The 20,354-nt window shown below is 67.7% G+C and carries 20 protein-coding genes; 2 read left to right on the top strand and 18 right to left on the bottom strand.

The annotated features are described in order from the left end of the window. Nucleotides 1-34: 34 nt before the first annotated feature. The 10 genes from AAFU51_08845 to AAFU51_08800 all read right to left on the bottom strand — a co-directional run bounded on the left by AAFU51_08845 (nucleotide 35) and on the right by AAFU51_08800 (nucleotide 11,538). Nucleotides 35-1,405: a copper oxidase gene (locus tag AAFU51_08845; protein ID MEO1571364.1), complete on the bottom strand. Its 1,371-nt coding sequence runs from the start codon at nucleotides 1,403-1,405 to the stop codon at nucleotides 35-37. A gap of 28 nt (nucleotides 1,406-1,433) precedes the next feature. After that, the gene (locus tag AAFU51_08840; protein MEO1571363.1) at nucleotides 1,434-2,879 is read right to left on the bottom strand and encodes a TolC family protein; all 1,446 of its coding nucleotides are present in this window, start codon (nucleotides 2,877-2,879) and stop codon (nucleotides 1,434-1,436) included. Further along, on the bottom strand, nucleotides 2,876-3,583 hold the full coding sequence (locus AAFU51_08835) for a DUF3347 domain-containing protein (GenBank protein MEO1571362.1): 708 nt from the start codon (nucleotides 3,581-3,583) through the stop codon (nucleotides 2,876-2,878). The genes AAFU51_08840 and AAFU51_08835 overlap by 4 nt, the downstream gene beginning before the upstream one ends. 149 nt (nucleotides 3,584-3,732) lie before the next feature. Continuing rightward, the gene (locus AAFU51_08830; protein MEO1571361.1) at nucleotides 3,733-4,182 is read right to left on the bottom strand and encodes a hypothetical protein; all 450 of its coding nucleotides are present in this window, start codon (nucleotides 4,180-4,182) and stop codon (nucleotides 3,733-3,735) included. 143 nt (nucleotides 4,183-4,325) lie between these two features. After that, nucleotides 4,326-4,910: a DUF2911 domain-containing protein gene (locus AAFU51_08825; GenBank protein MEO1571360.1), complete on the bottom strand. Its 585-nt coding sequence runs from the start codon at nucleotides 4,908-4,910 to the stop codon at nucleotides 4,326-4,328. Further along, a complete protein-coding gene (locus AAFU51_08820) occupies nucleotides 4,903-5,769 on the bottom strand; it encodes a DJ-1/PfpI family protein (GenBank protein ID MEO1571359.1) in 867 nt (288 codons plus the stop codon). Before AAFU51_08820 ends, AAFU51_08825 begins: the two co-directional genes overlap by 8 nt. A 47-nt stretch (nucleotides 5,770-5,816) precedes the next feature. Beyond that, nucleotides 5,817-8,228, bottom strand: a complete 2,412-nt coding sequence (locus tag AAFU51_08815) for a TonB-dependent receptor (protein MEO1571358.1) — start codon at nucleotides 8,226-8,228, stop codon at nucleotides 5,817-5,819. A gap of 79 nt (nucleotides 8,229-8,307) precedes the next feature. Continuing rightward, nucleotides 8,308-9,228 carry a transporter gene (locus AAFU51_08810; protein ID MEO1571357.1) on the bottom strand — a complete coding sequence of 307 codons (921 nt, stop codon included), beginning with the start codon at nucleotides 9,226-9,228 and terminating at the stop codon, nucleotides 8,308-8,310. A gap of 381 nt (nucleotides 9,229-9,609) precedes the next feature. Then, entirely contained in the window at nucleotides 9,610-9,990 is a 381-nt protein-coding gene (locus tag AAFU51_08805) for a hypothetical protein (protein MEO1571356.1), read from the bottom strand. 108 nt (nucleotides 9,991-10,098) lie between these two features. Beyond that, a complete protein-coding gene (locus AAFU51_08800; GenBank protein ID MEO1571355.1) occupies nucleotides 10,099-11,538 on the bottom strand; it encodes a beta-propeller fold lactonase family protein in 1,440 nt (479 codons plus the stop codon). Nucleotides 11,539-11,776: 238 nt separating this feature from the next. Here AAFU51_08800 and AAFU51_08795 point away from each other — a divergent pair, with 238 nt between their 5' ends. Then, the gene (locus AAFU51_08795; protein MEO1571354.1) at nucleotides 11,777-13,462 is read left to right on the top strand and encodes a helix-hairpin-helix domain-containing protein; all 1,686 of its coding nucleotides are present in this window, start codon (nucleotides 11,777-11,779) and stop codon (nucleotides 13,460-13,462) included. A 66-nt stretch (nucleotides 13,463-13,528) separates the two neighbouring features. Here the strand turns inward: AAFU51_08795 and AAFU51_08790 are convergent, their stop codons facing one another. The 4 genes from AAFU51_08790 to AAFU51_08775 form a co-directional block, all read right to left on the bottom strand. Continuing rightward, nucleotides 13,529-13,984, bottom strand: coding sequence for a hypothetical protein (locus tag AAFU51_08790; GenBank protein ID MEO1571353.1), 456 nt, complete (start codon nucleotides 13,982-13,984; stop codon nucleotides 13,529-13,531). Nucleotides 13,985-14,020: 36 nt separating this feature from the next. Further along, the gene (locus AAFU51_08785) at nucleotides 14,021-14,857 is read right to left on the bottom strand and encodes a pseudouridine synthase (GenBank protein MEO1571352.1); all 837 of its coding nucleotides are present in this window, start codon (nucleotides 14,855-14,857) and stop codon (nucleotides 14,021-14,023) included. Between the two features lie 38 nt (nucleotides 14,858-14,895). After that, nucleotides 14,896-15,123 (bottom strand): hypothetical protein, encoded by a 228-nt coding sequence (locus AAFU51_08780; protein ID MEO1571351.1) that lies wholly within the window; start codon nucleotides 15,121-15,123, stop codon nucleotides 14,896-14,898. A 66-nt stretch (nucleotides 15,124-15,189) separates the two neighbouring features. Next, entirely contained in the window at nucleotides 15,190-15,600 is a 411-nt protein-coding gene (locus tag AAFU51_08775) for an ACT domain-containing protein (GenBank protein MEO1571350.1), read from the bottom strand. A gap of 48 nt (nucleotides 15,601-15,648) precedes the next feature. Between AAFU51_08775 and AAFU51_08770 the strand changes: the two genes are divergently transcribed. Beyond that, nucleotides 15,649-16,827 (top strand): DnaB-like helicase C-terminal domain-containing protein, encoded by a 1,179-nt coding sequence (locus tag AAFU51_08770; GenBank protein ID MEO1571349.1) that lies wholly within the window; start codon nucleotides 15,649-15,651, stop codon nucleotides 16,825-16,827. Here AAFU51_08770 and AAFU51_08765 read toward each other — a convergent pair whose 3' ends face one another. The 4 genes from AAFU51_08765 to AAFU51_08750 form a co-directional block, all read right to left on the bottom strand. Next, the gene (locus AAFU51_08765) at nucleotides 16,828-18,264 is read right to left on the bottom strand and encodes an NAD(P)(+) transhydrogenase (Re/Si-specific) subunit beta (GenBank protein MEO1571348.1); all 1,437 of its coding nucleotides are present in this window, start codon (nucleotides 18,262-18,264) and stop codon (nucleotides 16,828-16,830) included. Nucleotides 18,265-18,303: 39 nt separating this feature from the next. After that, entirely contained in the window at nucleotides 18,304-18,723 is a 420-nt protein-coding gene (locus tag AAFU51_08760) for a four helix bundle protein (GenBank protein MEO1571347.1), read from the bottom strand. Beyond that, a complete protein-coding gene (locus tag AAFU51_08755; GenBank protein ID MEO1571346.1) occupies nucleotides 18,720-19,010 on the bottom strand; it encodes an NAD(P) transhydrogenase subunit alpha in 291 nt (96 codons plus the stop codon). Before AAFU51_08755 ends, AAFU51_08760 begins: the two co-directional genes overlap by 4 nt. 176 nt (nucleotides 19,011-19,186) lie before the next feature. After that, nucleotides 19,187-20,332, bottom strand: coding sequence for a Re/Si-specific NAD(P)(+) transhydrogenase subunit alpha (locus tag AAFU51_08750; GenBank protein ID MEO1571345.1), 1,146 nt, complete (start codon nucleotides 20,330-20,332; stop codon nucleotides 19,187-19,189). Between the last annotated feature and the right edge of the window lie 22 nt (nucleotides 20,333-20,354).

Genomic DNA, 20,354 nt, shown 5'->3' with positions numbered 1-20,354 from the left:
GTAGGGGTTGGTGACAGGCAGCGCGAGGTCGTGGCTAGGTGGCGATGCTATCGCGGGCGAGCGCTTCAGCGTCGGCGAGCGCGGCGACGGTGCCCGGGGGGTTCTCGTACCACCCCGGCGCGTCCGTGAGTCGGTCGCGGACCTTCAGAATGGTGAACATCCCGCCCATCGTGATGGTGCCGAACGGCCCGCGCCCGCCGACCATCGGGATCGAGTTCTCGGGCACGTCCATGTGGCCCATCCCGATGTGCTCGGCCATCTCGCCCATGCCGTGCTCGCCCATTGCCATGTAGTCGGGGAGCAGGTGCCGCGTGGGCGGATCGAGCGGGCCGAGGTCCGCGCCCACGGTGTTGGGGATGCCGTGGCCCATCTGGTTCATCACGTGGTGGGTCATGTGGCAGTGCATCGCCCAGTCGCCGGGGGCGTCGGCCACGAACTCGACCGTGCGGGTGGAGCCAGTCGGGACGAGGACGGTTGTCTCGGGCCAGCGTCCGGCCTCGGGGAGCACGCCGCCGTCGGTCTCCACGACGCGCCACGCAAAGCCGTGGAGGTGGACCGGGTGGTGGTCCATCGCCGAGAGGTTGCCGAAGCGGATGCGGACCCGCTCGCCAGTCTGCGCGACGAGCGGCGCGGTGCCGGGGAAGCACCGCGCGTTCATCGTGAGCACGTTGAAGTCGCCCATCGCGTTGGGGTCGGGGCGGCGCGTGCCAGGGCGGAGGTACCACTCGCCGAGCATAATCGCGTAGTCGCGGTCTACGGGACGCAGCGCGCGGCGCGGGTGGACGACGAACAGCCCCATCATTCCGAGCGCCATCTGCGTCATCTCGTCGTGGTGGCTGTGGTACATGAACGTCCCGTGCTGGCGGAGCGTGAACTCGTAGGCGAACGTCTCACCGGGCAGGATCGGCGGCTGGCTGAGGCCACCGACGCCGTCCATGCCGCTCGGGAGGAAGAGTCCGTGCCAGTGCACCGTCGTTGGCGCGCCGAGGCGGTTGGTGACGTAGATCCGTACCCGGTCCCCTTCGACGGCCTCGATGGTGGGACCGTGGACGCGCCCGTTGTAGCCCCAGCAGAAGGCGCTCAGGCCGGGGGCGTACTCGTGCTCGACCTCCTCGGCGAGGAGGTGGTAGACCCAGGCGCCGTCGTCGGCGCGGCGGCCCGTGAGCGAGACGCCGTTGGGCGTGACGACCCGCGCTGGTCGATCGCCTCCCTCGGCAGCGGGCGACGCGGTGTTGGGCGTGGAGGCCGATTGGGGTAGGGCCTCGCCACGCCACAGGTGCTCCTGGGCAGTGCGCGCGGCTTCGTGGTCGAAGGTGGCAGGCAGCGCGGCGGCAGAGCGCGTGGGCAGCATGAGGCCCCCGCCCAGCGCGGCGGCTCCGGTCTTGATCCAGGTTCGTCGGTTCATCGGAATCGTAGGAAGTCGGTTCGTTGGTTCAATGGTCGTCGACCGCCATCGCGCGCACGGCGGTGCTTGCCGGGGACAGGGCAGCGGGCACATCGGGAAGGTGCCCGGCGCGAAGCGCGTCCACGGCAGCGCGGGCCTGCCAGTAGGCCGCGAGCGCTGCCACGGTCTGGCGCGCGGCATCGATCTCCTGCTGCTTGGCGAGGAGCAGGCGGAAGGTGCCGACCTGCATGGCGTTGTATTGGCGCTGCGTCTGCTCGGTGATGTCGAGGCGGAGCGGCAGCACGACCTCCTGGAGATGGAGCGCCCGCCGCTGCGCCACGAGGAGGCGTTCGCGCGCCGCCCGCGCCACCGAGCGCACCTCGGCGGCCTGGGCGTAGTAGTCGGCGCGGAGCCGCCGGACCTCGGCGTCCGCCGCCGCGCGCCGAGCCTGTCCCTGGTCGAAGAGCGGGAGCGGGAGGTGGACCTCCGGGCCGAGCTCCCAGCGGCCCTCCTCCCGCTCGAGTTCGGCCCCGGCTTCGAGGTCCCCGACGAGCGCGGTAGCGTCGGCAAGGCCGAGGCGCTGCGCCGCCGCGTCGAGCGCATGGCGCTGGGCGTCGAGCGCAAGGCTCTGAGCCACCGCCTCGGCTTCGAGGTCGGAGAGCGCGCGAGCCTGAGACGCCAGCGAGTCCCGGGGGACGGGCGGCAGGCGCTGCGGCAGGCGGTAGGCCGTCGCCGCAGGCCCCGTCAGCCCGAGCAGCCGCGTGAGCCGCTCGCGGGCAAGGACGCCCTCGGCCGTTGCTGCGTCGAGGTCGAGCCGCGTCTGTTCGTGCAGCGCCCGCTCCTCCAGCAGTTCGAGGCGCGTCACGTTGCCCGCGTCGAAGAGCCGCCGCATGGTCTGCGCGCTCAGCGCGGTGGCCTGTGTCACCGCAGTGAGCAGCTCGACCGCCTGCTGCGCTGCGACGGCCTCGGTATGCGCCGCCTGCACGCCCACGACGATCCGAAGCACGGCGTCGGTCACGTGCGCCTGCTCCGCCTCGAACGCCGCCGCGGCGACCGCGCGCCGGAGCGGACGCGTGAGGAGGCCGAGGAAGTCGAACGCGACGGAGAAGGCGAGGTCGGGCGGTTCGGCCTCCGCGAGCGACCACAGCGCACCGGCTCCGAAAACGGGGTTGCGGAGGAGCCCCGCCTGCACGAGGTCGGCCTGCGCGATGCTCAGCCGCTCGTAGGTCGCCTGGAGCCGCCGGTTGTTGAGCAGCGCCACCTGCACGGCCTCGTCGACCTGTAGCGTGTCACCGAGCAGCGCCGCCACAGCCGCGGTGGCCTCGCCATCGAGCGCCGCGTTTTGGTACCAGCGCACTTCGGCACCGGCGCGCTCCGCCACGGTTCGTTGCACCGCGCCGAAGCCTGCGCCGCGCGGGACCGAGGTGCAGCCTGCCACGACGGCGGCAACGAGAAGAGGGGAGACGCGCAGCAGGAAGAGAACGCACCGCTTCATGGCTGCCCCTCGTCGTGTCCGGTCGACTCCGGCACGCCGGCGCTACCTGGGACGGGGGCCTTCGAGCGATGGCACATCAGCATCGCGCTGCCGAAGTAGGGATTGCGCGGCGTCTCGTCGGCCTGGAGCCACACGCCGCCGCTGGGGGCGTCGGCCATCCCGCAGACGAACCGCGTCAGCGCGACGCCATCGGGGGCGCCCGTCGCCGCGACGAGGTCGGCGAAGGAACGGCTGAGTTCACCGAAGGCCGACCGGGCCGCGCCAAGGTCCGGGGCGGCGGCCAGAGCCTCGGCTTGTGAACGGAGCGTCGCGAAGGCCTCGACCCGTTCGTGCCAGGCGTGCGGACGGTCCACAACTTCGGTGTCGGCGAGGGCGTCGAGCGCCGCTGCGAACGAGCCGGCCAGCGCTGCGAGGAGGTCGGCCTGGTCGGCGGCTAAGCGCTCCGCAACGGTGAGGTAGGCCGTGAGTGCCGCTCGCAGCGCGGCCTCGCCCTCAGGCGCCAAGGCGAAGAGCGTATCGGCCTCCGGGGCGTCGGGGCTTGTGGAAGAACGGGCCGCGTCAAACGCGGTGAGGGTCGGCGTGGCTACGAACGGCGCGGCAGCGGCGTCAGGGTGAGCAGGGTGGCTGTCGGGGAAGGCGACCGAAGTCGTCGGCGCACACCCGCCGAGGCCTCCCATCAGGAGGAGGGCAACAAGTCGAACCATGGAATCGAAGGAGGGGACACCGCAGCCCCGAGGCCGCGGTGCAGGGGACACATCCAGCGCTGGACGTACAGCGCTGCCGAGGACATCGCAGCCTCTCGGGCCACGGCGTCACGCGCATCCGTCTGCACAGACGCGCAGGCCTCCTTCGATCAGATCAAGTACCGGCAGAACATGACGTGCCTTCGCAGCAGCGGCGGCGACTCGGTCGGCGACGGGACCGGGTGCGCTCCACTCTGCACGCGCGGGGCGGGGAGCCACGCCACCACCATGGCCTCGGTGGAGCCGTCGAAGCGGATGTCAGGCGTCGCGGTGGCCCATGCCGCGTCGCAGCATGGCATGAGGCAGACCTCGCCCTCCGTCGTGTCTGGAAGCGGTGCCTCGGGGAGATGCTGTGCCGTGTTCTGGGGGGCCTCCGGTGCGGGTGCTCGGTGGCATGGACGCACCTCGGCGTGGCCGTGCGTCTCATGCGGCACCCCGTGCGCTGCAGCATGCATCGCGGCGGCCTCAATGGCGGTGCCATGCGGACACAGCAGCACCGTCGCGGGGCCTGCGAGCAGGCTGGCGACCAGCACGAGGACGAGGGAACGGAAAGCAAGCACAGGCGACGATGAGCGTGTGCAAGCCCAACGAGCCAGTCGAGGGAAGGTTCGCCGTCGCGGCGAACGTGAACAGGGCGACCACGCTGCGACGTTGCGCGCATCGACCCGAGAGACGGAAGCGCGGCGATTCAGGGGGCGGCGGTTCAGGGGGCGGCGCGCTGGAACGGGACCGCGATGGCCGCGTCGGCCCAGGCGAGCCGTAGCGCCGTGCCGTCGTCGGCGAACGACCACGTGAGGCCCTCAACGGGTGTTGCCAGCACCTCGGGTGGGACCTCGACGGTGACAACGTCGAGCGCGGGGTCGTACTCGTCGGCGAGGTGCATGCCCAGCGCGCGGTTGACGTGGAGCGTCCACTGGTCTGAGCCCGGCGTCACGAAGAGGCTGTAGGCTCCCGGCTCGATGCGCGTGTCGCCGAACGCGAGGGGCACCGTGGTCACCAGTTCGGTGGCGCGGTGCGCGCCCGCCGCCCAGACGGCCCCGTAGCCGACGAGGCCGCCGTAGACCTGCCGCCCGCGCACGTAGGGCTTGCCGTGGACCACGTGGACGTAGCCGCCGTCGGCGTAGCGCAGCCCGGCCCGCCCGACGGCGCTCCCCGCCGGGACCTCGTCGCCCAGCCGGAAGCCCTCCACAACGAATGTTTCGACGACGTCGGGGGCAGCGGCGGGTGCATGTTGCGCGCGTGCAGATAGGGCTACGAACAGGAGAAGGGGCAGGATAGATTTAGGCATCGGTTTTACCTCCCGCAGCGCGGGCGTCTAGGCTGTCGAGGCGCGTCTGCACGCCCATGTCGTACATCGCCTTCATCATGTTGAACACACCCGGATCGGTCGCCTCAGGACTGCCGCCGGAAATCGGTGGAGCAGGGTCATACTCCATGTCGAGCATCACGGCCTGCGTGTAGGCCGCGCCCGCGACCTCGTTCATCAGCGCGAGGCTCATGTCCATGCCCGCCGTTACGCCCGCAGCGGTCCAGTATTTCCCGTCGTTGGTGTAGCGCTCGTCGGTGAACGTCGCGCCGTAGCGCGCCATCATTTCCTCCGCGCGGTACCAGTTCGTCGTCGCGTTTCGCCCTTCAAGGAGGCCCGTGGCGCCCAGGACCCAGACGCCGGTGCAGACGGCAGCGGTGTAGGTCGTCGTCGCGTCGACGCGGCGGATCCAGTCGTGGAGTGGCTCGTCGTAGGTCGCGTCGATCGTGCCGCGAAATCCGCCGGGGATGACGAGCAGGTCGAGCGAGTCGACTTCGGCGATGGTCGTGTTCGGGACGAGTTCGGTGCCCATCACGGTTGTGATCGTGCCCGGCTCGATGCTGATGAGCTGCAGGTTCACGCCCATCAGTTGGCCGAGGACGTAGCGCGGTCCGAGCGCGTCGAGGTCGTTGACGCCGTCGTAGACAAGGATGCCGATGGTCTCGATGCCGTGCGTCGCTTCGCCGAAGAGGTCGACCATCACCGCGTCGTGGTTCTCGGGCGTGATCTCAGGGAGGCTGTCGGGCAGCGCGAGCGCTGCGCCGTCGTCAGCAGGCGTGTCGGCGTTGGTCGCGCACCCCGTCAACACGAGGGCAACCACGAGAGGAAAGAGTCGGAGCATGGACATTAAAGCTGTAGAGTCGAAGTAGGGGGGCATGCGAGCGTCTGCTACCGTCGTAGGCGGAGCGTCACGCCGAGCGTACGCGGCGGTGCAATCACCGAGCGGCGGTTGAAGCTGGTGTCGGGCGCGCCGTAGATGAGGTAGCGCTCGTCGGTGAGGTTCTGGATCCAGAAGAACGCCGAGGCGCGCTGCGTCTCGAACCCCAGCCGCGCGTTGATCACGGTATAGGCGTCCTGCCGGAGGTCGTTCTGGATGTCGGTGAAGAACCCGCCCACATTGCGCACCTCGCCCCGCAGCACGAGCGCCGCGCCGCCATCGATCGGGCCGCCTACGGGCTGTCGCCACTCGGCTCCGAAGAAGGCCGTCCGTCCGGGGGCGTTCGCGAGCCGGTTGCCCGAGATGTCGTCGCTGATGGGCTGGAACGTGTCCGGATCGAGACGCTGGAGCACGAAGCCGTCGTACTCGGTGTCGGTCAGGCTGAGCGTCGCGTCGAGGCGCAGCCGCTCAAACGGCACGGCGGCCACCTCGAGTTCGATGCCCTGCGAGCGTGCGTCGCCAACGTTCTCGCGGGCGAAGGTGAACGGCGGCGCGACGAGGTTGAAGAACTGGAGGTCGGTCCACGCGATGAGGAAGCCCGTCGCGGCGGCGTAGAGCCGGTCGCCGAGGCGTGCTTTGAGCCCAAGCTCGATGTTGTCGGAGTATTCGGGGGCAAACTCGTAGGCTCCCTCCAGTCGGTCTGGTAGCCGCTGTGCGTTGATGCCGCCCGCGCGGAAGCCCCGCGTGTAGCTCGCGTAGGCGCGGACGTTGCCGGTGACATCGAGAGCGAGCGCCGCCTTGGGCGAGAGTGCGCTGTAGGCCCCGCTCACGGTCGTGTCCGCTAGAAACTCCGTCAGTTCGCCGTCTTGCAAGACGAGGTCGCCGAAGCCGTTGAAGGTGCTCTGGCGGTCCTCCACGTCGTAGCGCAGCCCGCCGGTCACGTCGAGGCGGTCGAAGAGACGCAGCGTAGCCTGCCCGAAGGCCGCGAAGCCGGCGTTGGTGCCCTCGTTGCGGAAGAGCGCGTAGGTGTCCGGTCCTAGTTCCACGGCCAGATTGGTCGTCGGCTCGAACGCATTCTGGCTGAACACATTGACCCCAGCGGTGAAAGAGAGCGGCCCGTCGCCGCTGGAAGTCGCCCGCAGCTCTTGGCTGAAGACCACCTGCGGGTCGGGTGTCGCACCAAGGTCGGCGCTGCTGCCGTCGAGGTCGTACGAGAAATAGACGCCGCTGCCGTCGAAGATGTCCGCGTACGAGAGGCCGATGCGCTGCAGGGTTGTGACGAGCGCGAGCGTGAGGCCAGGTCCGTAGATATCGAGCGCGAAGGCCCCGTTGAAGAGCGTCCGTTCATGCTCGCCGATGCGTGCGAGGAAGAGCGCATCCGGGTTGGCGAACGCGGTTGCCTCGTCGGGAGCCCCAGCGAAGAAGCCGCTAGCGTCCGACTGGTCGCGCTGCACCTTCACGTCGAGCCGCGCGCGCACGACCTCTGACGGAAGCCATTGCAGCCCGACCTGCGCATAGAGCGTCTGTTCGCCGCCGACCTCTTCGCCTACCACGTCCCCCGAGGGAGCGAAGAGGGCAAGTCCGGTCGTGTCGTTCTCGAAATAGCCGGCGCGGTCCTGAAAGAGGGCCGTCGCGCCTACGAAGAGGCGGCCTGGCACCAGCGGAGCCTTCACGCCTGCAGCGTAGCGCTGAAGGCCGAGATTGCCCACGGTCGCCTCGCCGAAGACCTCGCGGCGGTTGGTAGGCGGGCGCGTGACGATGTTGACCACGCCGCCGAGCGCGTTGCGCCCGAAGAGCGTGCCCTGAGGCCCGCGCAGTACCTCGACACGTTCTACGTCCACGAGCGCCAGCCCGCCGGCGAGGATGTCGAGTGCATTGACGCCGTCCACGTAGGTCGCCACAGCGGGGTTCTCGCTAAAGACTTGCACACCGCGAATGGATTGCAGCGCCTGGAAGCCAACGCCCAGTTCTTGGTAGAGATATCCTGGGACGCGGCCCGTGAGGTCAGCGAGGCTCCACGTCTGCGAGGTGACGATCTCGTCGGCATCGAGGGTGGTCACAGCAGCAGGTGCGTCCAGGAGGGCCGCGTCAGTGCGCTGCGTCGAGACGACGAGTTCGCCAAGCGCCTCGGTGCGCGGCACGACCGTGACAGTCAGCGCGCCCTGGGCGGGCGTGGCCACGGTGACCAGCTGGGGTGCGTAGCCGATCGCGGTAAACGAGAGCGTGTAGGTGCCTGCTTGCAGCGTGAGTACGAACAGTCCATCGTCGTCGGTGACGGTCCCAAACGGCGTGTTGAGCACGGCGACGTTGACGCCGCCAAGGGGCGTGCCGCTCGCGCTAGCCACGGCCCCCTGGAGTGCTTGCGCGTGCAGCGTAGCGGGAAGCAGGCTCAGCAAGAGCCCAAGGAGTAAGTGGTATTTCATCAGAGTCAATTCGGGCTGGCAGCTACCCGCGACGGGGCAGCGACCGTAAACGAAGGGAAAAAAGACAAGGGTTGCCAGGCTAGAAGGCGTATTGCGCGCCGAGCGTGAGCGTCCAATCGGTTTCGAGCTGGGGGCCGTCGAGCGATTGGTAGACGGGGAGCTCGAACTCGGCAGCGATGCGGAGGTGATGGAGCGGACCGCTCGGAACAAGCACGTTGGTCCCTAGGCCGAGGTCGACGCGCGTGCCAGCGCGGAGGTCGGCGAAGACGGTCGGCACCATGCGGTTCGTCACGCCCACCGCGTAGGCAGGGTTGGCGCCGGAGACAGCGCCCCAGGTGGAGGCCGCGAGGCGCAGCGAGCCGCCCAGCCAGTCGGTCGCGTTGACGCCGCCCCACGCGGTCACGTCGAGGACGTTGCCGAAGCGGTAGTCGCTGCTGTTTTCGCCGAGGCGGATCGTGCCCAGGGCCTGCGCGCCCCACGAGAGGCGGTCGGTCTGGCCGAGGTAGGTCAGACCCGGCTGAAGGTCGAGCGTCCCCGATCCGGTCTGCATCGGGTAGGGCAGCGTCGTCTCGTTGGGGGCGCTCGCGGGCGTCACGTCCTGCTCCTCGACGGAGCCCGTCGGCAGGCGCACGCCGAGGTTGGCGTGGAGCCGCTGACGCTCGGGCCGGGCGAGCACCACGAGCGCCGCGAGGCCGAGGTCGCCCAGACCGCTTGCCTCGGTGGTGAAGGTGCCACCCATGCGGGTCAGGTGGTCCATCGACATCGTGACAAAGGGCACCATCGCCATGAGCGTGAGGCGGTCCGTGGGGGCATACATCAGTCCGAGCATGTGCATCTGCATCGGCATCTCGGTGGGCGCAATCAGGAAGTTCGCCCCGTCGGGAGCAACGACCTCGGCGTCGGACAGCGACTCGGTGCCGTCGCGGTTGCCGGCCATGGTCATCGCCATGAAGCGGTAGGACACCATGAACTCACCAGCAGAGTGCGTATGGTCGCCCATTACGCCGATGGGAGCGTGGCCGTCGGGGCGGTGGGACGTCCAGGGGGTTTGAGCCCAGGAGGGTTGAACAGAGAAGGGAAGGGCGAGGACGCACAGCAGTGCGCCGCAGAGCATCGTTCGAAGCATGGGAAGAGAGTCCGGCACCAGCACGCGCACAGAGCGAGTCCTGCAGCGCACAGTGGAAAGCAGTAAAGGGCGCCCTAGCCCAGTGCTAGCGCGCAGCGAGTCCGTGGGGCTTGGGGCAAGACCGCTCCCCCCGTTTGGGTGGACGGTCGCGTGGTTCTCCGATCCACCCAGACGGTCGCCCTCATCTCTGAGGGGGACAGCTTTTCGACCCTTCAGGGAGGAGGGGGGAGCCGCGTCACACTCAAGCCCAGTCGCTCACCCACGGGGCGGGACGAACACCTCATCCGGCGCCCCAGCCGCCCAGCCGAGCAGCGCGATGCTACCCCGGCGTGCCTCGATGCCGTCGGTGGGCACGTCCAATGCGATGCCCTCGGCAATCTGAAGCTGAAAGGTGAGCGCGAGTTCGAGGACGGCCTCGTTCTGCTCGCGCTCGCGGTCCTGGTGCTCCTTGAGTTGCTTCGTGAGGTAGCACACGCCGTCGCAGTCCAGTTCGGGACGGTCGCGGTTCTCACAGAAGCGCTCCGCGATCACGTCCTGCCGCAGCGTGAAGATGCCCTGGACCACGAGCAGGCTCTGCGTGCTGGCGACAAGGCACAGCACCAGCGCGAGGCGGACCAGGGCAGCGAGGCGGGACACGGCGATGCGATCAAGGGAGCCCCAGAATAATCGGGCCTCCCCCTGAAAACCAGGGGGAGGCCGTGAAAAGCTGATCCAGGAACGTCAACTACGATCTAGGAACGTCAACTACAGGGTGACCACCTCCACGCCCGAGGCGAACGCGCCGATCTCGATCACGTGCACGACCGCGTTGGTCTGCGTGTCGATCACGACGACCGTGCCGGGGTTCTCCTGGCTGCCCGCGTACGGGAACGACGGCGTGTAGCCGCCCATCGTGTTGCGGCTCGACACGACGAGGAAGCGCCCGTCGGGCGTGATGGCGGAGCCGTGCGGCTGCGAGAGCGCCGGGTCCGTGATCGTCGCCGTGATGGACTGCGTGGCCACGTCGATCACGCTGATCGTGTTCGAGAGGCGGTTCGGCACGTAGAGCGTCGCGCCGTCGGGGCTGTAGGTCGGGTGCCACGGCTGCTCGCCGACGGCGATGATGCCGGCGATGCGCAGATTCGTCGGGTCGGAGAGGTCGAGGAGGTAGATCTCCTGCGAGAGCTGCGCGGTGAGCACAGCCTGCTGGCCGTCGGGGCTCACGTCGAACATCACGAGCGACTTCATGCCGCCCCCGAGCGAGATCTGGTCCACGACCTCGGGCAGCAGCGGGTCCGACACGTCGATCGAGACGACGGTGTTCTCCGAGAGCGACGACGAGAGCACGTAGTCGCCGACCTGCTCCAGGGCGTGCGGGCGCGTGAAGGGCACCGCGATCTCGTCCACGGCCATCGTCGCGCGGTCGATCATGGCGATGCTCTGGCTGCCCGACTGGTCCGCGAACGAGCGGCCTGCGTAGAGCATGCCGTCCGGGTCGAGGGCGAGCATGCCCGGCGTCGTGAAGGCGTTGACAGGCCCCGGCGTCTGCGCGATGAAGGCGGCGGCGCCGTCGCCGAAGTCGTTGAGGTTGGTCGAGAACTTGAGGACGCTGTTGGCGTCGATGAGCGCGACGTACCAGGCGCTGCCGTCCGGCTCCGCGACGATGTCGTGCGGCTTGATCGTGGCCGGGAGGCCAAGGTCGGTGAAGTCGAGCGTGCGGATCACGCGGCCCTCGCGGATGTCGATGACCGACACCTTGCCGTCGAGCTGGTTGCAGACGAGGGCGAACTCGGTCGCGCCTTCGTACGGGATCGAGCCGTCGGTGTCCGGTGCGCCCGCGTCCACCCAGCGGCGGAGGTAGGCGACTTCGTCGGCTTCGAGGTTGCCCACGTTCAGACCGTTCACGCTCGCCCCGGCGTCGATGACGCGGAAGAGGATCGAGCCGTCCGCGTCGAACGGGATCACGAAGGCACCGGCGTCGCTGGCGAAGAGCGCGTCGAAGTCGTAGGGCGCGCCGTCGAACACGTCGCGCGCTTCGAGGAGCGGGCGCACGAATTCGGCGAAGGAGAGCGAGGTGACGGTGTTGTAGTCGACCGTCGACGGGTCGAAGTCGTCGATCGGGTCTGGGTCGTCGGAGTCGCAGCCGACAAACGGAACGGAGAGCGCGAGGAGCGCAGCCACGAAGGCGAAGGAGCGGAGACGCATGAGTGGTCGGAGGTTGGTAGGTTGGCTCGGCTGGGAAGCTACACGGCGACAACGTCGGCCACCCTGCGATTTGTGTGAACCGTACGACGGGGTAGGTCGAAGGTCGAAGGTCGAAGGTCGAAGGTCGAAAAGGTGCCGCGACGGCCGGAGCCTGTCAAGCCTGTTCGTAGTCTCTCTGCTCCGCCGCGTACGCGCACCCGCTATTCGCCCGTCTCTCCCCACTCTGCACGTCCACGTCGTGACCAACAAAGCCCTCGCCCGCCCGCTCAAAGACACCGCCGCGCTGATCGAGCTCACCGGCGGCAACCCGTTCCGCGCTCGCGCCTTCGCCTCGGCCGCGCGTACGCTCGAACGCATGGAGGAGTCTGCTGCCGAACTGACGCGCGCCGAGTTGACCGCTGTCCGTGGCATCGGCAAGTCGATTGCGGGCGACGTGCGCGAGCTCGTGGAGACGGGCACGCTGGCCGTCCGCGATGAGCTGCTCGCGACGCTGCCGCCCGAGTTGCCGGACGTGCTCCGCGTGAAGGGTCTCGGCCCGAAGAAGGTGCGGCGGCTCTGGCAAGACCTCGGCGTGACCTCGCTCGACGACCTCGAAGCGGCGGCCGTCGCCGGTCGCATTGCCGACCTCGACGGCTTCGGTGCGAAGACGCAGGACACGATCCAGGCGCAGATCGACACGCTGCGGACCTATCAGGGACGGCGCCACTTCGCGACGGCGCATGCGGACGTGGCCCCGCTGCTGGCGGCGCTGCGCGAGGCTGATGGTGTGGCCGCCGTTGAGCCCGCTGGCGCCTTCCGCCGCGCACTGGAGACGGTCGGCGAGGTCGAACTCGTCACGGCGGGCAACGCCGACGCCGTCCGCGCGGTGCTCGACGCCCAGGGGTGCACGGGCGCGCAAACGGACGGTGCGTTTTTCGAGGGCGCGCTGCCAGACGGGCTCGCTCTCGTTGTGCATCACACCGAGGCGAGCCGCTTCGGTGTCGAACTCTGGGTGCGCACCGGTAGCCCCGACCACGTCGCCGCGTTCGTCGAAGCGCACGGGCAGCCTGATGAGGCCGACACCGAGGCGGCGGTTTACGAGCGCGTGGGCCTCGCCGTTGTCCCCCCGGAATTGCGCGAGGGCACCGATGAGCTTCAGCGCGCCGCAGCGGGCAGCCTGCCCGACCTCGTCACGCTCGCCGACCTGCGCGGATCGCTGCACAACCACTCGACCTACAGCGACGGGGCGCACACGCTCCGCGACATGGCCGAGGCCGCACGGGCGAGCGGGCTGACTTACTTCGGCATCTGCGACCACAGCCGCTCGCTCAAGGTCGCCAACGGCCTCTCCATCGAGCGCCTACGCGAGCAGATCGGGGAGGTGCGCGTGCTCAACGCCGAGTACGAGGCTGCCGGCATCGACTTTCGCGTCTTCTCAGGCTCGGAGGTAGACATCCTCAAGGACGGCAGCCTCGACTACCCCGACGAGGTGCTCGCGGAGCTCGACCTCGTGGTGGCGAGCGTCCACACGCACTTCTCCATGACCGAGGCGGAGGCGACGGAGCGGATCGTCCGCGCGGTGTCGCACCCGCACGTCCACATCCTCGGCCACCCGACGGGCCGCCTGCTGCTGCGCCGCGAGGGCTACCCGCTCGACCACGCCGCCGTCATCGAGGCGTGTGCCGCCCACGGCGTCGCGCTCGAACTCAACGCCAACCCCTACCGCCTCGACCTCGACTGGCGCTATGTGCGCGCCGCGACCGACGCGGGGGTCCTGGTCGCGATCAACCCCGACGCGCACTCGATCGAGCAACTCGACCTCATCCGATGGGGCGTCGCCGTGGCGCGCAAGGGGGGCCTCACCGCTGCGCAGTGCCTCAACGCGATGGAGCGCGACGCCTTCGCGGCCTGGCTCGTGGCGAAGGGTGAAGCGGTGTCGCGGTGAAGCGGTGTCGCGGTGAAGCGGTGTCGCGGTGAAGCGGTGAGAGCACTGTCGCACGGCAGCACCGCCTTACTCTCCAAAATCGTAGTAGAACGTGAACGTCAGGTCGCCGGAGACTTGCCCGCTCACGACGCCGTTGACATCGAAGTCCTGGATGGCAACGGTGCCGCTGCGAAGGCCGCGTCGGGTCTCGTTGAAGCCGCCGCCCGAGGTGGCCGTGCGCTGCTCGTAGCGCCCCGCGTCGAAGCGCGGGAGGCTGTCGCCGTCGTCGATGAGGCGAAGCTCGTACTCCTCGCCGGTGCCCTCGTCCGCGCCGATGCGGCGGAGGTTGAGCGCCACCCGCGGGCGTCCTTCAGGGTCCGTGTCGAGCCGGGCGGTCCAGGCGATGTCGGCGCCGAAGAGTTGGGCATCGGCCGCGGTGATCGGGGCGCCCTCGTAGGCGACGACCCGGACTTCCTCGTCGCTACCAAAGAAGCTGCAGGCAGGCAGGGCGAGGAGCGCAGCGAGAAGGAAGAGGCGGGACATGCGTAACGAGGCGTGGTGGTGGACGGCCCGTCGAAACTACTCCGCCGCCGGGTTGGATCCAGAGGGCGGCTGTGCCTCGTTGGGGAGCTGTGCCTCGTTGGAAATGGGTACGCCGAGGGCCAGGGCTGCCTGGGCAAAGGCGTCGGGAGGCGGAGCATGAACCGTCACGAAGCGGCCGTCGTCGGGGTGGGGGATCGTGAGGCGGGCTGCGTGGAGGAGCAGGCGCCGGTGGCCGAGGATCGTGCGGAGGTAGTGGTTGTGCCGGTGGTCGCCGTGGCGGCGGTCGCCGAGAACGGGGTGCTGAATGCCCGCGAGGTGGCGGCGGATCTGGTGCCAGCGCCCGGTCTTCGGCTGGGCCTCCACGAGGGCATACCAACTCTCCGGGTAGCGGCTCACCTGCACGGGCAGCACCGACGTGGCGAGCGTGCGGTACGCTGTCACAGCGGGCTGCATGGGGCGCGCGTCTGGGTCCATGCGGCCCGATTCGCCGCGCTCCTTCGGCCAGTCCGGCAGCCGGAGCGCCCGGTCGATCACGCCGGATTCAGGCGGGTGCCCGCGCACGACCGCGAGGTAGCTTTTCTCGACACGTCGCTCCTGGAACGCTGCGCCGAGCGCCGTCGCCGCCTCGGAGTCCAACCCGAAGACCATCGCGCCGGACGTGCTGCGGTCGAGGCGGTGGACCGGAAAGATGTGCTGGTCGATCTGGTTGCGCAGCGTCTGGAGCACGAACACGCGCGCCTGCCGGTCGAGCCGCGTGCGGTGGACGTGGATCCCGTACGGCTTCGCGATGGCGACGAGCCGGTCGTCGCGATAGAGGATCGGGAGGTAGGGCGGTTCCAGGATATGGGGGTGTGAGCGTGTGGGGGGCGGCAAGATCCGAACAGCCCGAGGGGCCCACCTGATATGCTCCTTCACACGCCGGCGGCGTCCTCCGTCCCGATGAGATCCAACCCGCCTTGCCTCCGGCGACGGCGGCCCACGGCGTAGTGGCGCCACGTACCCAGCGCGCCCAGTAGCGCAAAGAAGAGGGAGGCGTTGCCGCCGCCGAGTACACCGTACACCACAAAGAAGACGGTAAGTGCGGCGAAGAGCAGCGTCATGGCAAAGCTGCCTTGCTGAAATGAGTGAGAAGCGCTCATGGTCGTGGCGCGATGCGTGCTAGAATCTGACGGCTCAGAATAACGTACGGCGTTAGCGTTGACGGTTCAAGCCGCGCGCTCCCGGCCCAGCGCTCGTAGTGCCTCCAGCGCCTCCTCGGCGCGGTCCTGCGGGACGAAGAGGTGGTCGTGGTAATAGCCCGCTACGACGTTTGCTGGGATGCCGTGCGCGGCGAGGCGCGTCGCTACGGCCGCGGTGAGCCCGACAGCGTCGAGGCTGGAGTGTACCGTGAGCGTGAGTTGGCGGAAGACCGTGCCGTAGCCGAAGCGCAGCGCGTCGGCCTGGGCCTGCGGGAGCACGAGCGTCAGCCCCTCGGCCTCCATCACCGCCGCGACCGGATTCGTCTCGGCTGCCAGCGCAAAGCCCCGCGTCGGCACCGTCACGAAGACGAACGCGCCGTCCTGCAGGACCGGCTCCATCGAAGCGAGGAGCTCGTTGAGATCAGATATGCTTGTCATTTTTGAGAAGGTTATGTTCTAGGGTCCGAAGAACCTGATTCATGAGAGATGATCTACCAGGAATACATCAAGTCCACCGAATGGCGCGAGAAGAGAAAGGAGCGTCTAATTTTCGCGTTGCATCGTTGCGAGTTGTGCTTCAGTCCTCATGACTTAGAAGTACACCATCGCACGTACGCACGGCTCGGTGAAGAGAGACTGACTGACATGATTGCTCTCTGTAATCTGTGCCACTCACACTTTCATCGAAGGCTGAGCCTACATGACGAAGGGGCCAGAGAGCATTTTCATCGCCAAGCATCCATTAGTGAGGACCTTAATGCAGCGCTTGGTCATCTCCAAGGAGTCCATACCGAGGGTGGACTGCTACCGAACCATGTTCCAACAGGGTTTCACAAGCTAGACGACATGGTGGGTGGGCTCGCGCCAGGCACCCTCACCATCCTAGCCGGCCGCCCTGGGATGGGTCTTACCTCGCTTACGCTCACCATTGCCAGAAATGCAGCGCTGCATCCTGAGACCTTTGCCTCGACTGTTTTTGTCTCGACTCAGCATAACCAGGAAGAGCTTTCAAGACACCTCTGTTGTGCCGAAGCACAGGTACCGATTGACGAGGCACGACGCGGAGGGCTATCAGATGAAGACTGGCCTCGTCTCGCACATGCTACAGGTGTGCTGTTTAACGCCCCGCTCTCACTACTCTCACTTGGCCCGTCCTCGATTGACCTGATTGCTTCTGAAGTCAGTGCTGAGGTTCGAGCCGTCAATGGGCAGCTTCTAATTATTGATGGGATTGATCTCATCAGGACTCCCACGCTCAAAACTGACTGGCGAGATCGACAAGTTGAGGAGATTCTGACTCGACTCAAAGAACTCGCCTTCGAACTTCAGATCCCCGTACTTGCTACATCTAAGCTCAGCGACTCCACCGAACGGCGAGGTGGAGACAGACGCCCTATTCTCACAGATGGCTATGACTCGACTGCAAAGGTTGCAGATCAGCTAGTATTTCTGCACCGGGCTGAACGCTACGGCATCACAACCGATGAGCACGGAAACTCGACCGAAGGCTTGGCAGAATTGATAGTGAGCAATCAAAGCCAAGGGCCTATTGGGACTGTGCAAATAGCTTACGTCAACAGATACAGACGCTTCGAAAATTTGCAATATCAAGCATCTGGATACAAATCAAATCCTCAGCCGCCTGGGGGCGATGCTCCCTTTTAGTCATGCTTTCTGCAGCTCTTTCAACTCGCCGACGATGTTGCCGATGGAGTCCTTCGCGTCGCCGAAGAGGAGCTGCGTGTTGTCGCGGAAGAAGAGCTCGTTCTGGATGCCTGCGTAGCCGGGGCGCATCGAGCGCTTGAGGACGATCACGTTCTGCGCCTCGTCCACGTTCAGGACCGGCATGCCGTAGATCGGGCTGGCCGGGTTCGTCTTCGCGCCGGGGTTTACCACGTCGTTCGCGCCGACCACGAGCGCCACATCGGTCTGGTCGAACTCGTTGTTGATGTCGTCCATGTCGAAAAGCAGGTCGTAGGGCACGTTGGCCTCGGCGAGGAGGACGTTCATGTGCCCCGGCATACGGCCCGCGACGGGGTGGATGGCGTAGCGCACGTCGACGCCCTCCTTCTGGAGGAGGTCAGCCATCTCGCGGACTTCGTGCTGCGCCTGCGCGACGGCGAGGCCGTAGCCCGGCACGATGATGACGCGCCCGGCATAGCTCATCAGCACCGCGGCGTCGTCGGCGGAGGTCTGGCGGACCTGCTTGCCTTCTTGGTCGCCCGCGCCTGCCGCGACGGCGGTGCCCGCGTCCGCGCCGAAGCCGCCGAGGAGCACGTTCAGTAGCGAGCGGTTCATCGCGTCGCACATGATCATCGTGAGGATGAGGCCGCTTGCGCCGACGAGTGCCCCCGAGACGATGAGCGCGTAGTTGGTGAGCACGAAGCCCGCCGCCGCCGCCGCGAGGCCGGAGTACGAGTTCAGCAGCGCCACCACGACCGGCATGTCGGCCCCGCCGATGGGCACCACGAGCACGACGCCGAGCAGCAGCGCCGCCGCACCAACGATGCCAAGTGCCATGTAGACGGGCTCCGGATTCGCGAGGTAGTCCCCGCCTGAGAGGGCAAGCCACACGGCCGCGGCGATGGTCCCGCCCGCGAGCGCAAACGTCACGAAGCGAATGCCCGGGAAGCCCATCGAGCGCAGCGAGCCGTTGAGCTTGGCGAACGCCACGAACGAACCCGAGAAGGTCACCGCACCGATCACGACGGAGAGCAGCGCCGTGATCGAGAGGGCAAGCGGAAGCGCGGCCGCGTCGGCAGGCGTGGGGTCCGTCTGCCAGCGCAGCAGCTCCGCCGCCGCGACGAGCGCGCTCGCGCCGCCGCCGAACGCGTTGAATGCCGCTACCAACTCGGGCATCTGGGTCATCTGGATGCGCTTCGCCAAGAGCAGCCCGATCCCACCGCCGAGCACGAGCCCCGCTACGATCTCGATGGGGTTGAGGAGGTTCGCCTCCACGAGCGCCGCCACCACCGCGACGAGCATTCCGACCGCCGCCATCCGGTTGCCGCCTGGCGCCGTCCGCGGCGACGAGAGCCGCTTCAGCCCGAAGATGAACAGCGACGCCGCGACGAGATAGGCGATGGTGATGAGTGCGTCCATGGGAAGGCAGAAGGGTGAAGGCAGAAGGATGAAAAAAGGCTACCGTCCGTTCGCGGTGCGGACGGTCCCGTTTCGCTTCGCCCGGGTGATGATGGTGACGAGAATGGCGATGAGTTGGTCGGTTTCGTCCATCAAGGACGCTACCCTACCTTCCTCAACGAGATCGGCGCGGACAAACAAGCGAAGCCAGTAGAGCGCTTCCCGTGCTTCCTTGAGCGCAATGCTATGCTTGTGAATAAAGTCGCGGCGTGTCTCTCCAGAACGCCCTTCGGCGAGATTAGCCCCGACGGAGGTAGCAGCTCGAAGGAACTGGTCGGCGAGGCGTCGTGCTGCGCGTTCCTGCCGGCACAGATGCCGATACAGCGCAACCGCGCGCGTTCCGTAGGCGAGGGTGCGCTCCTCAAGCGGGGGCGGCAGGCTGCTCAAGCGGCTGTCCTGCCTTCTGCCTTCTGCCTTCATCCTTCTGCCCTCTCGGGCTTTTTCTTGAACATCGAGAGCATCCGATCCGTCACGAGGAAGCCCCCGACCACGTTGATCGTGGCGAGGACGAGGGCCGCGAAACCGACCCACTTGGCCCAGGGCGCGTCGACGCCCGCCGTCACGATCAGCGCGCCCACGATGGTGATGCCACTGATGGCGTTCGAGCCCGACATGAGCGGCGTGTGCAGCGTTGCGGGCACCTTGGTGATGATCTCGAACCCGACAAACGAGGCGAGCACGAAAACCACAATGAGAGCGATATCCATCGGTGGAGCGGTTGGGGAGTAACAGTCAGTGTCATCCTGAGCGGAATCCGCACAGCGGATGAAGTCGAAGGATCTGAGGGTCAGCGTTCAAGTCGCGGTCAAAGCATCGAGGCGAACGTAGACCCCTCGGCTCGCAAAGCTCGCTCGGGATGACATGCATGAGGCAGCCTCGTCAGTCATCCCGCTGCCTGCTCGATTTTGCCTTTGACTCGCTCGTGGACGACCTCGCCCTCGTGCGTGACGCAGGCGCCGACGAAGACCTCGTCCTCGAAGTCGCGGCGGAAGGTGCCCTCGTCCGTCAGGAAGTCGAGCACCATCGCCATGACGGTGCGGGCGTACATCTGGCTGGCATGCAGCGGCATCGACGCCACGAGGTTGGTCGGGCCGAGGATCGTCGTGCCATGCTGGTGGACGACCTCGTCGGGCTCCGTGAGCGCGCAGTTGCCGCCGTTGGGCGCGGCGAGGTCGATGATGACGCTGCCCTCAGGCATGTTGCGCACGGCGTCCTCGTTGAGGAGCAGCGGCGCGGGGCGGCCGGGGATGAGCGCCGTCGTGATGACGACGTCGTACTTCGCGACCTCTTTGGCCATGAGCGCGATCTGCTGCTCGGCCTCAGACTTGCCGAGCGCCTTTGCGTAGCCGCCCGCGTCCTCGGCGTCATCGCTGGGGAGCGTGAGCGTGACAAACTCGGCGCCGACGGACTCGACCTGCTCGGCGGCGGCGGTGCGGATGTCATAGCCGAAGGTGATCGCGCCGAGGCGGCGCGCTGTCGCGAGTGCCTGGAGGCCCGCCACGCCCGCGCCGATCACGAACACCTTCGCCGGGCGTAGTGTGCCAGCTGCCGTCGTGAGGAGCGGGAAGAACTTCGGGAGCGTGTCGGCGGCGAGCAGCACGGCCTTGTAGCCCGCGACGGTGCTCATCGCCGAGAGCGCGTCCATTTTCTGCGCGCGGGTGATGCGCGGGACCATCTCCATCGCCATCGCCGTCACGCCGGTCTCGGCGATGGCCTGCACGGTGCCGAGGTCATCGAGCGGGCGGAGGAAGCTGATCAGGATGCCGTCGCTGCGCAGGAGTTTGCGCTCGTCGGCGTTGGGCGCAGCGACCTTGGCAACCACCTCGGCCTGGTAGACCGCCGCGCGGTCCACGACCTCGGCCCCTACGTCGCTGTAGGCCGCGTCGGGAAAGCCCGCCGTGGCCCCCGCGCCGGATTCGACGCGCACGGTGACGCCTTTTTTCTTCAGCCGCTGGACCGCGTCCGGCGTCGTCGCGACGCGCGTTTCACCAGGGGCCGTTTCACGGGGGACGCCGAGGACGAGGGGCATGGGGGCGAGAGAGGCAGCGGGG

It is taken from the genome of Bacteroidota bacterium (assembly GCA_039821555.1).
In the GTDB taxonomy this organism is placed as follows: Bacteria; Bacteroidota; Rhodothermia; order Rhodothermales; family Rubricoccaceae; genus JBCBEX01.
Note: the sequence above shows the minus strand (reverse complement) of the source record. Positions and strands in the feature narration are given on the sequence as shown.

What these genes read in the sequence shown, in the direction of transcription:
- AAFU51_08810 (MEO1571357.1), bottom strand. Translation starts at nt 9,228, where the DNA reads ATGGGCGACCATACGCACTCTGCTGGTGAGTTCATGGTGTCCTACCGC.
- AAFU51_08825 (MEO1571360.1), bottom strand. Translation starts at nt 4,910, where the DNA reads ATGCCTAAATCTATCCTGCCCCTTCTCCTGTTCGTAGCCCTATCTGCA.
- AAFU51_08780 (MEO1571351.1), bottom strand. Translation starts at nt 15,123, where the DNA reads ATGAGCGCTTCTCACTCATTTCAGCAAGGCAGCTTTGCCATGACGCTG.
- AAFU51_08760 (MEO1571347.1), bottom strand. Translation starts at nt 18,723, where the DNA reads ATGAAGGCAGAAGGCAGAAGGCAGGACAGCCGCTTGAGCAGCCTGCCG.
- AAFU51_08820 (MEO1571359.1), bottom strand. Translation starts at nt 5,769, where the DNA reads ATGCTCCGACTCTTTCCTCTCGTGGTTGCCCTCGTGTTGACGGGGTGC.
- AAFU51_08750 (MEO1571345.1), bottom strand. Translation starts at nt 20,332, where the DNA reads ATGCCCCTCGTCCTCGGCGTCCCCCGTGAAACGGCCCCTGGTGAAACG.
- AAFU51_08765 (MEO1571348.1), bottom strand. Translation starts at nt 18,264, where the DNA reads ATGGACGCACTCATCACCATCGCCTATCTCGTCGCGGCGTCGCTGTTC.
- AAFU51_08800 (MEO1571355.1), bottom strand. Translation starts at nt 11,538, where the DNA reads ATGCGTCTCCGCTCCTTCGCCTTCGTGGCTGCGCTCCTCGCGCTCTCC.
- AAFU51_08835 (MEO1571362.1), bottom strand. Translation starts at nt 3,583, where the DNA reads ATGGTTCGACTTGTTGCCCTCCTCCTGATGGGAGGCCTCGGCGGGTGT.
- AAFU51_08770 (MEO1571349.1), top strand. Translation starts at nt 15,649, where the DNA reads ATGATCTACCAGGAATACATCAAGTCCACCGAATGGCGCGAGAAGAGA.
- AAFU51_08845 (MEO1571364.1), bottom strand. Translation starts at nt 1,405, where the DNA reads ATGAACCGACGAACCTGGATCAAGACCGGAGCCGCCGCGCTGGGCGGG.
- AAFU51_08755 (MEO1571346.1), bottom strand. Translation starts at nt 19,010, where the DNA reads ATGGATATCGCTCTCATTGTGGTTTTCGTGCTCGCCTCGTTTGTCGGG.
- AAFU51_08790 (MEO1571353.1), bottom strand. Translation starts at nt 13,984, where the DNA reads ATGTCCCGCCTCTTCCTTCTCGCTGCGCTCCTCGCCCTGCCTGCCTGC.
- AAFU51_08815 (MEO1571358.1), bottom strand. Translation starts at nt 8,228, where the DNA reads ATGAAATACCACTTACTCCTTGGGCTCTTGCTGAGCCTGCTTCCCGCT.
- AAFU51_08840 (MEO1571363.1), bottom strand. Translation starts at nt 2,879, where the DNA reads ATGAAGCGGTGCGTTCTCTTCCTGCTGCGCGTCTCCCCTCTTCTCGTT.
- AAFU51_08775 (MEO1571350.1), bottom strand. Translation starts at nt 15,600, where the DNA reads ATGACAAGCATATCTGATCTCAACGAGCTCCTCGCTTCGATGGAGCCG.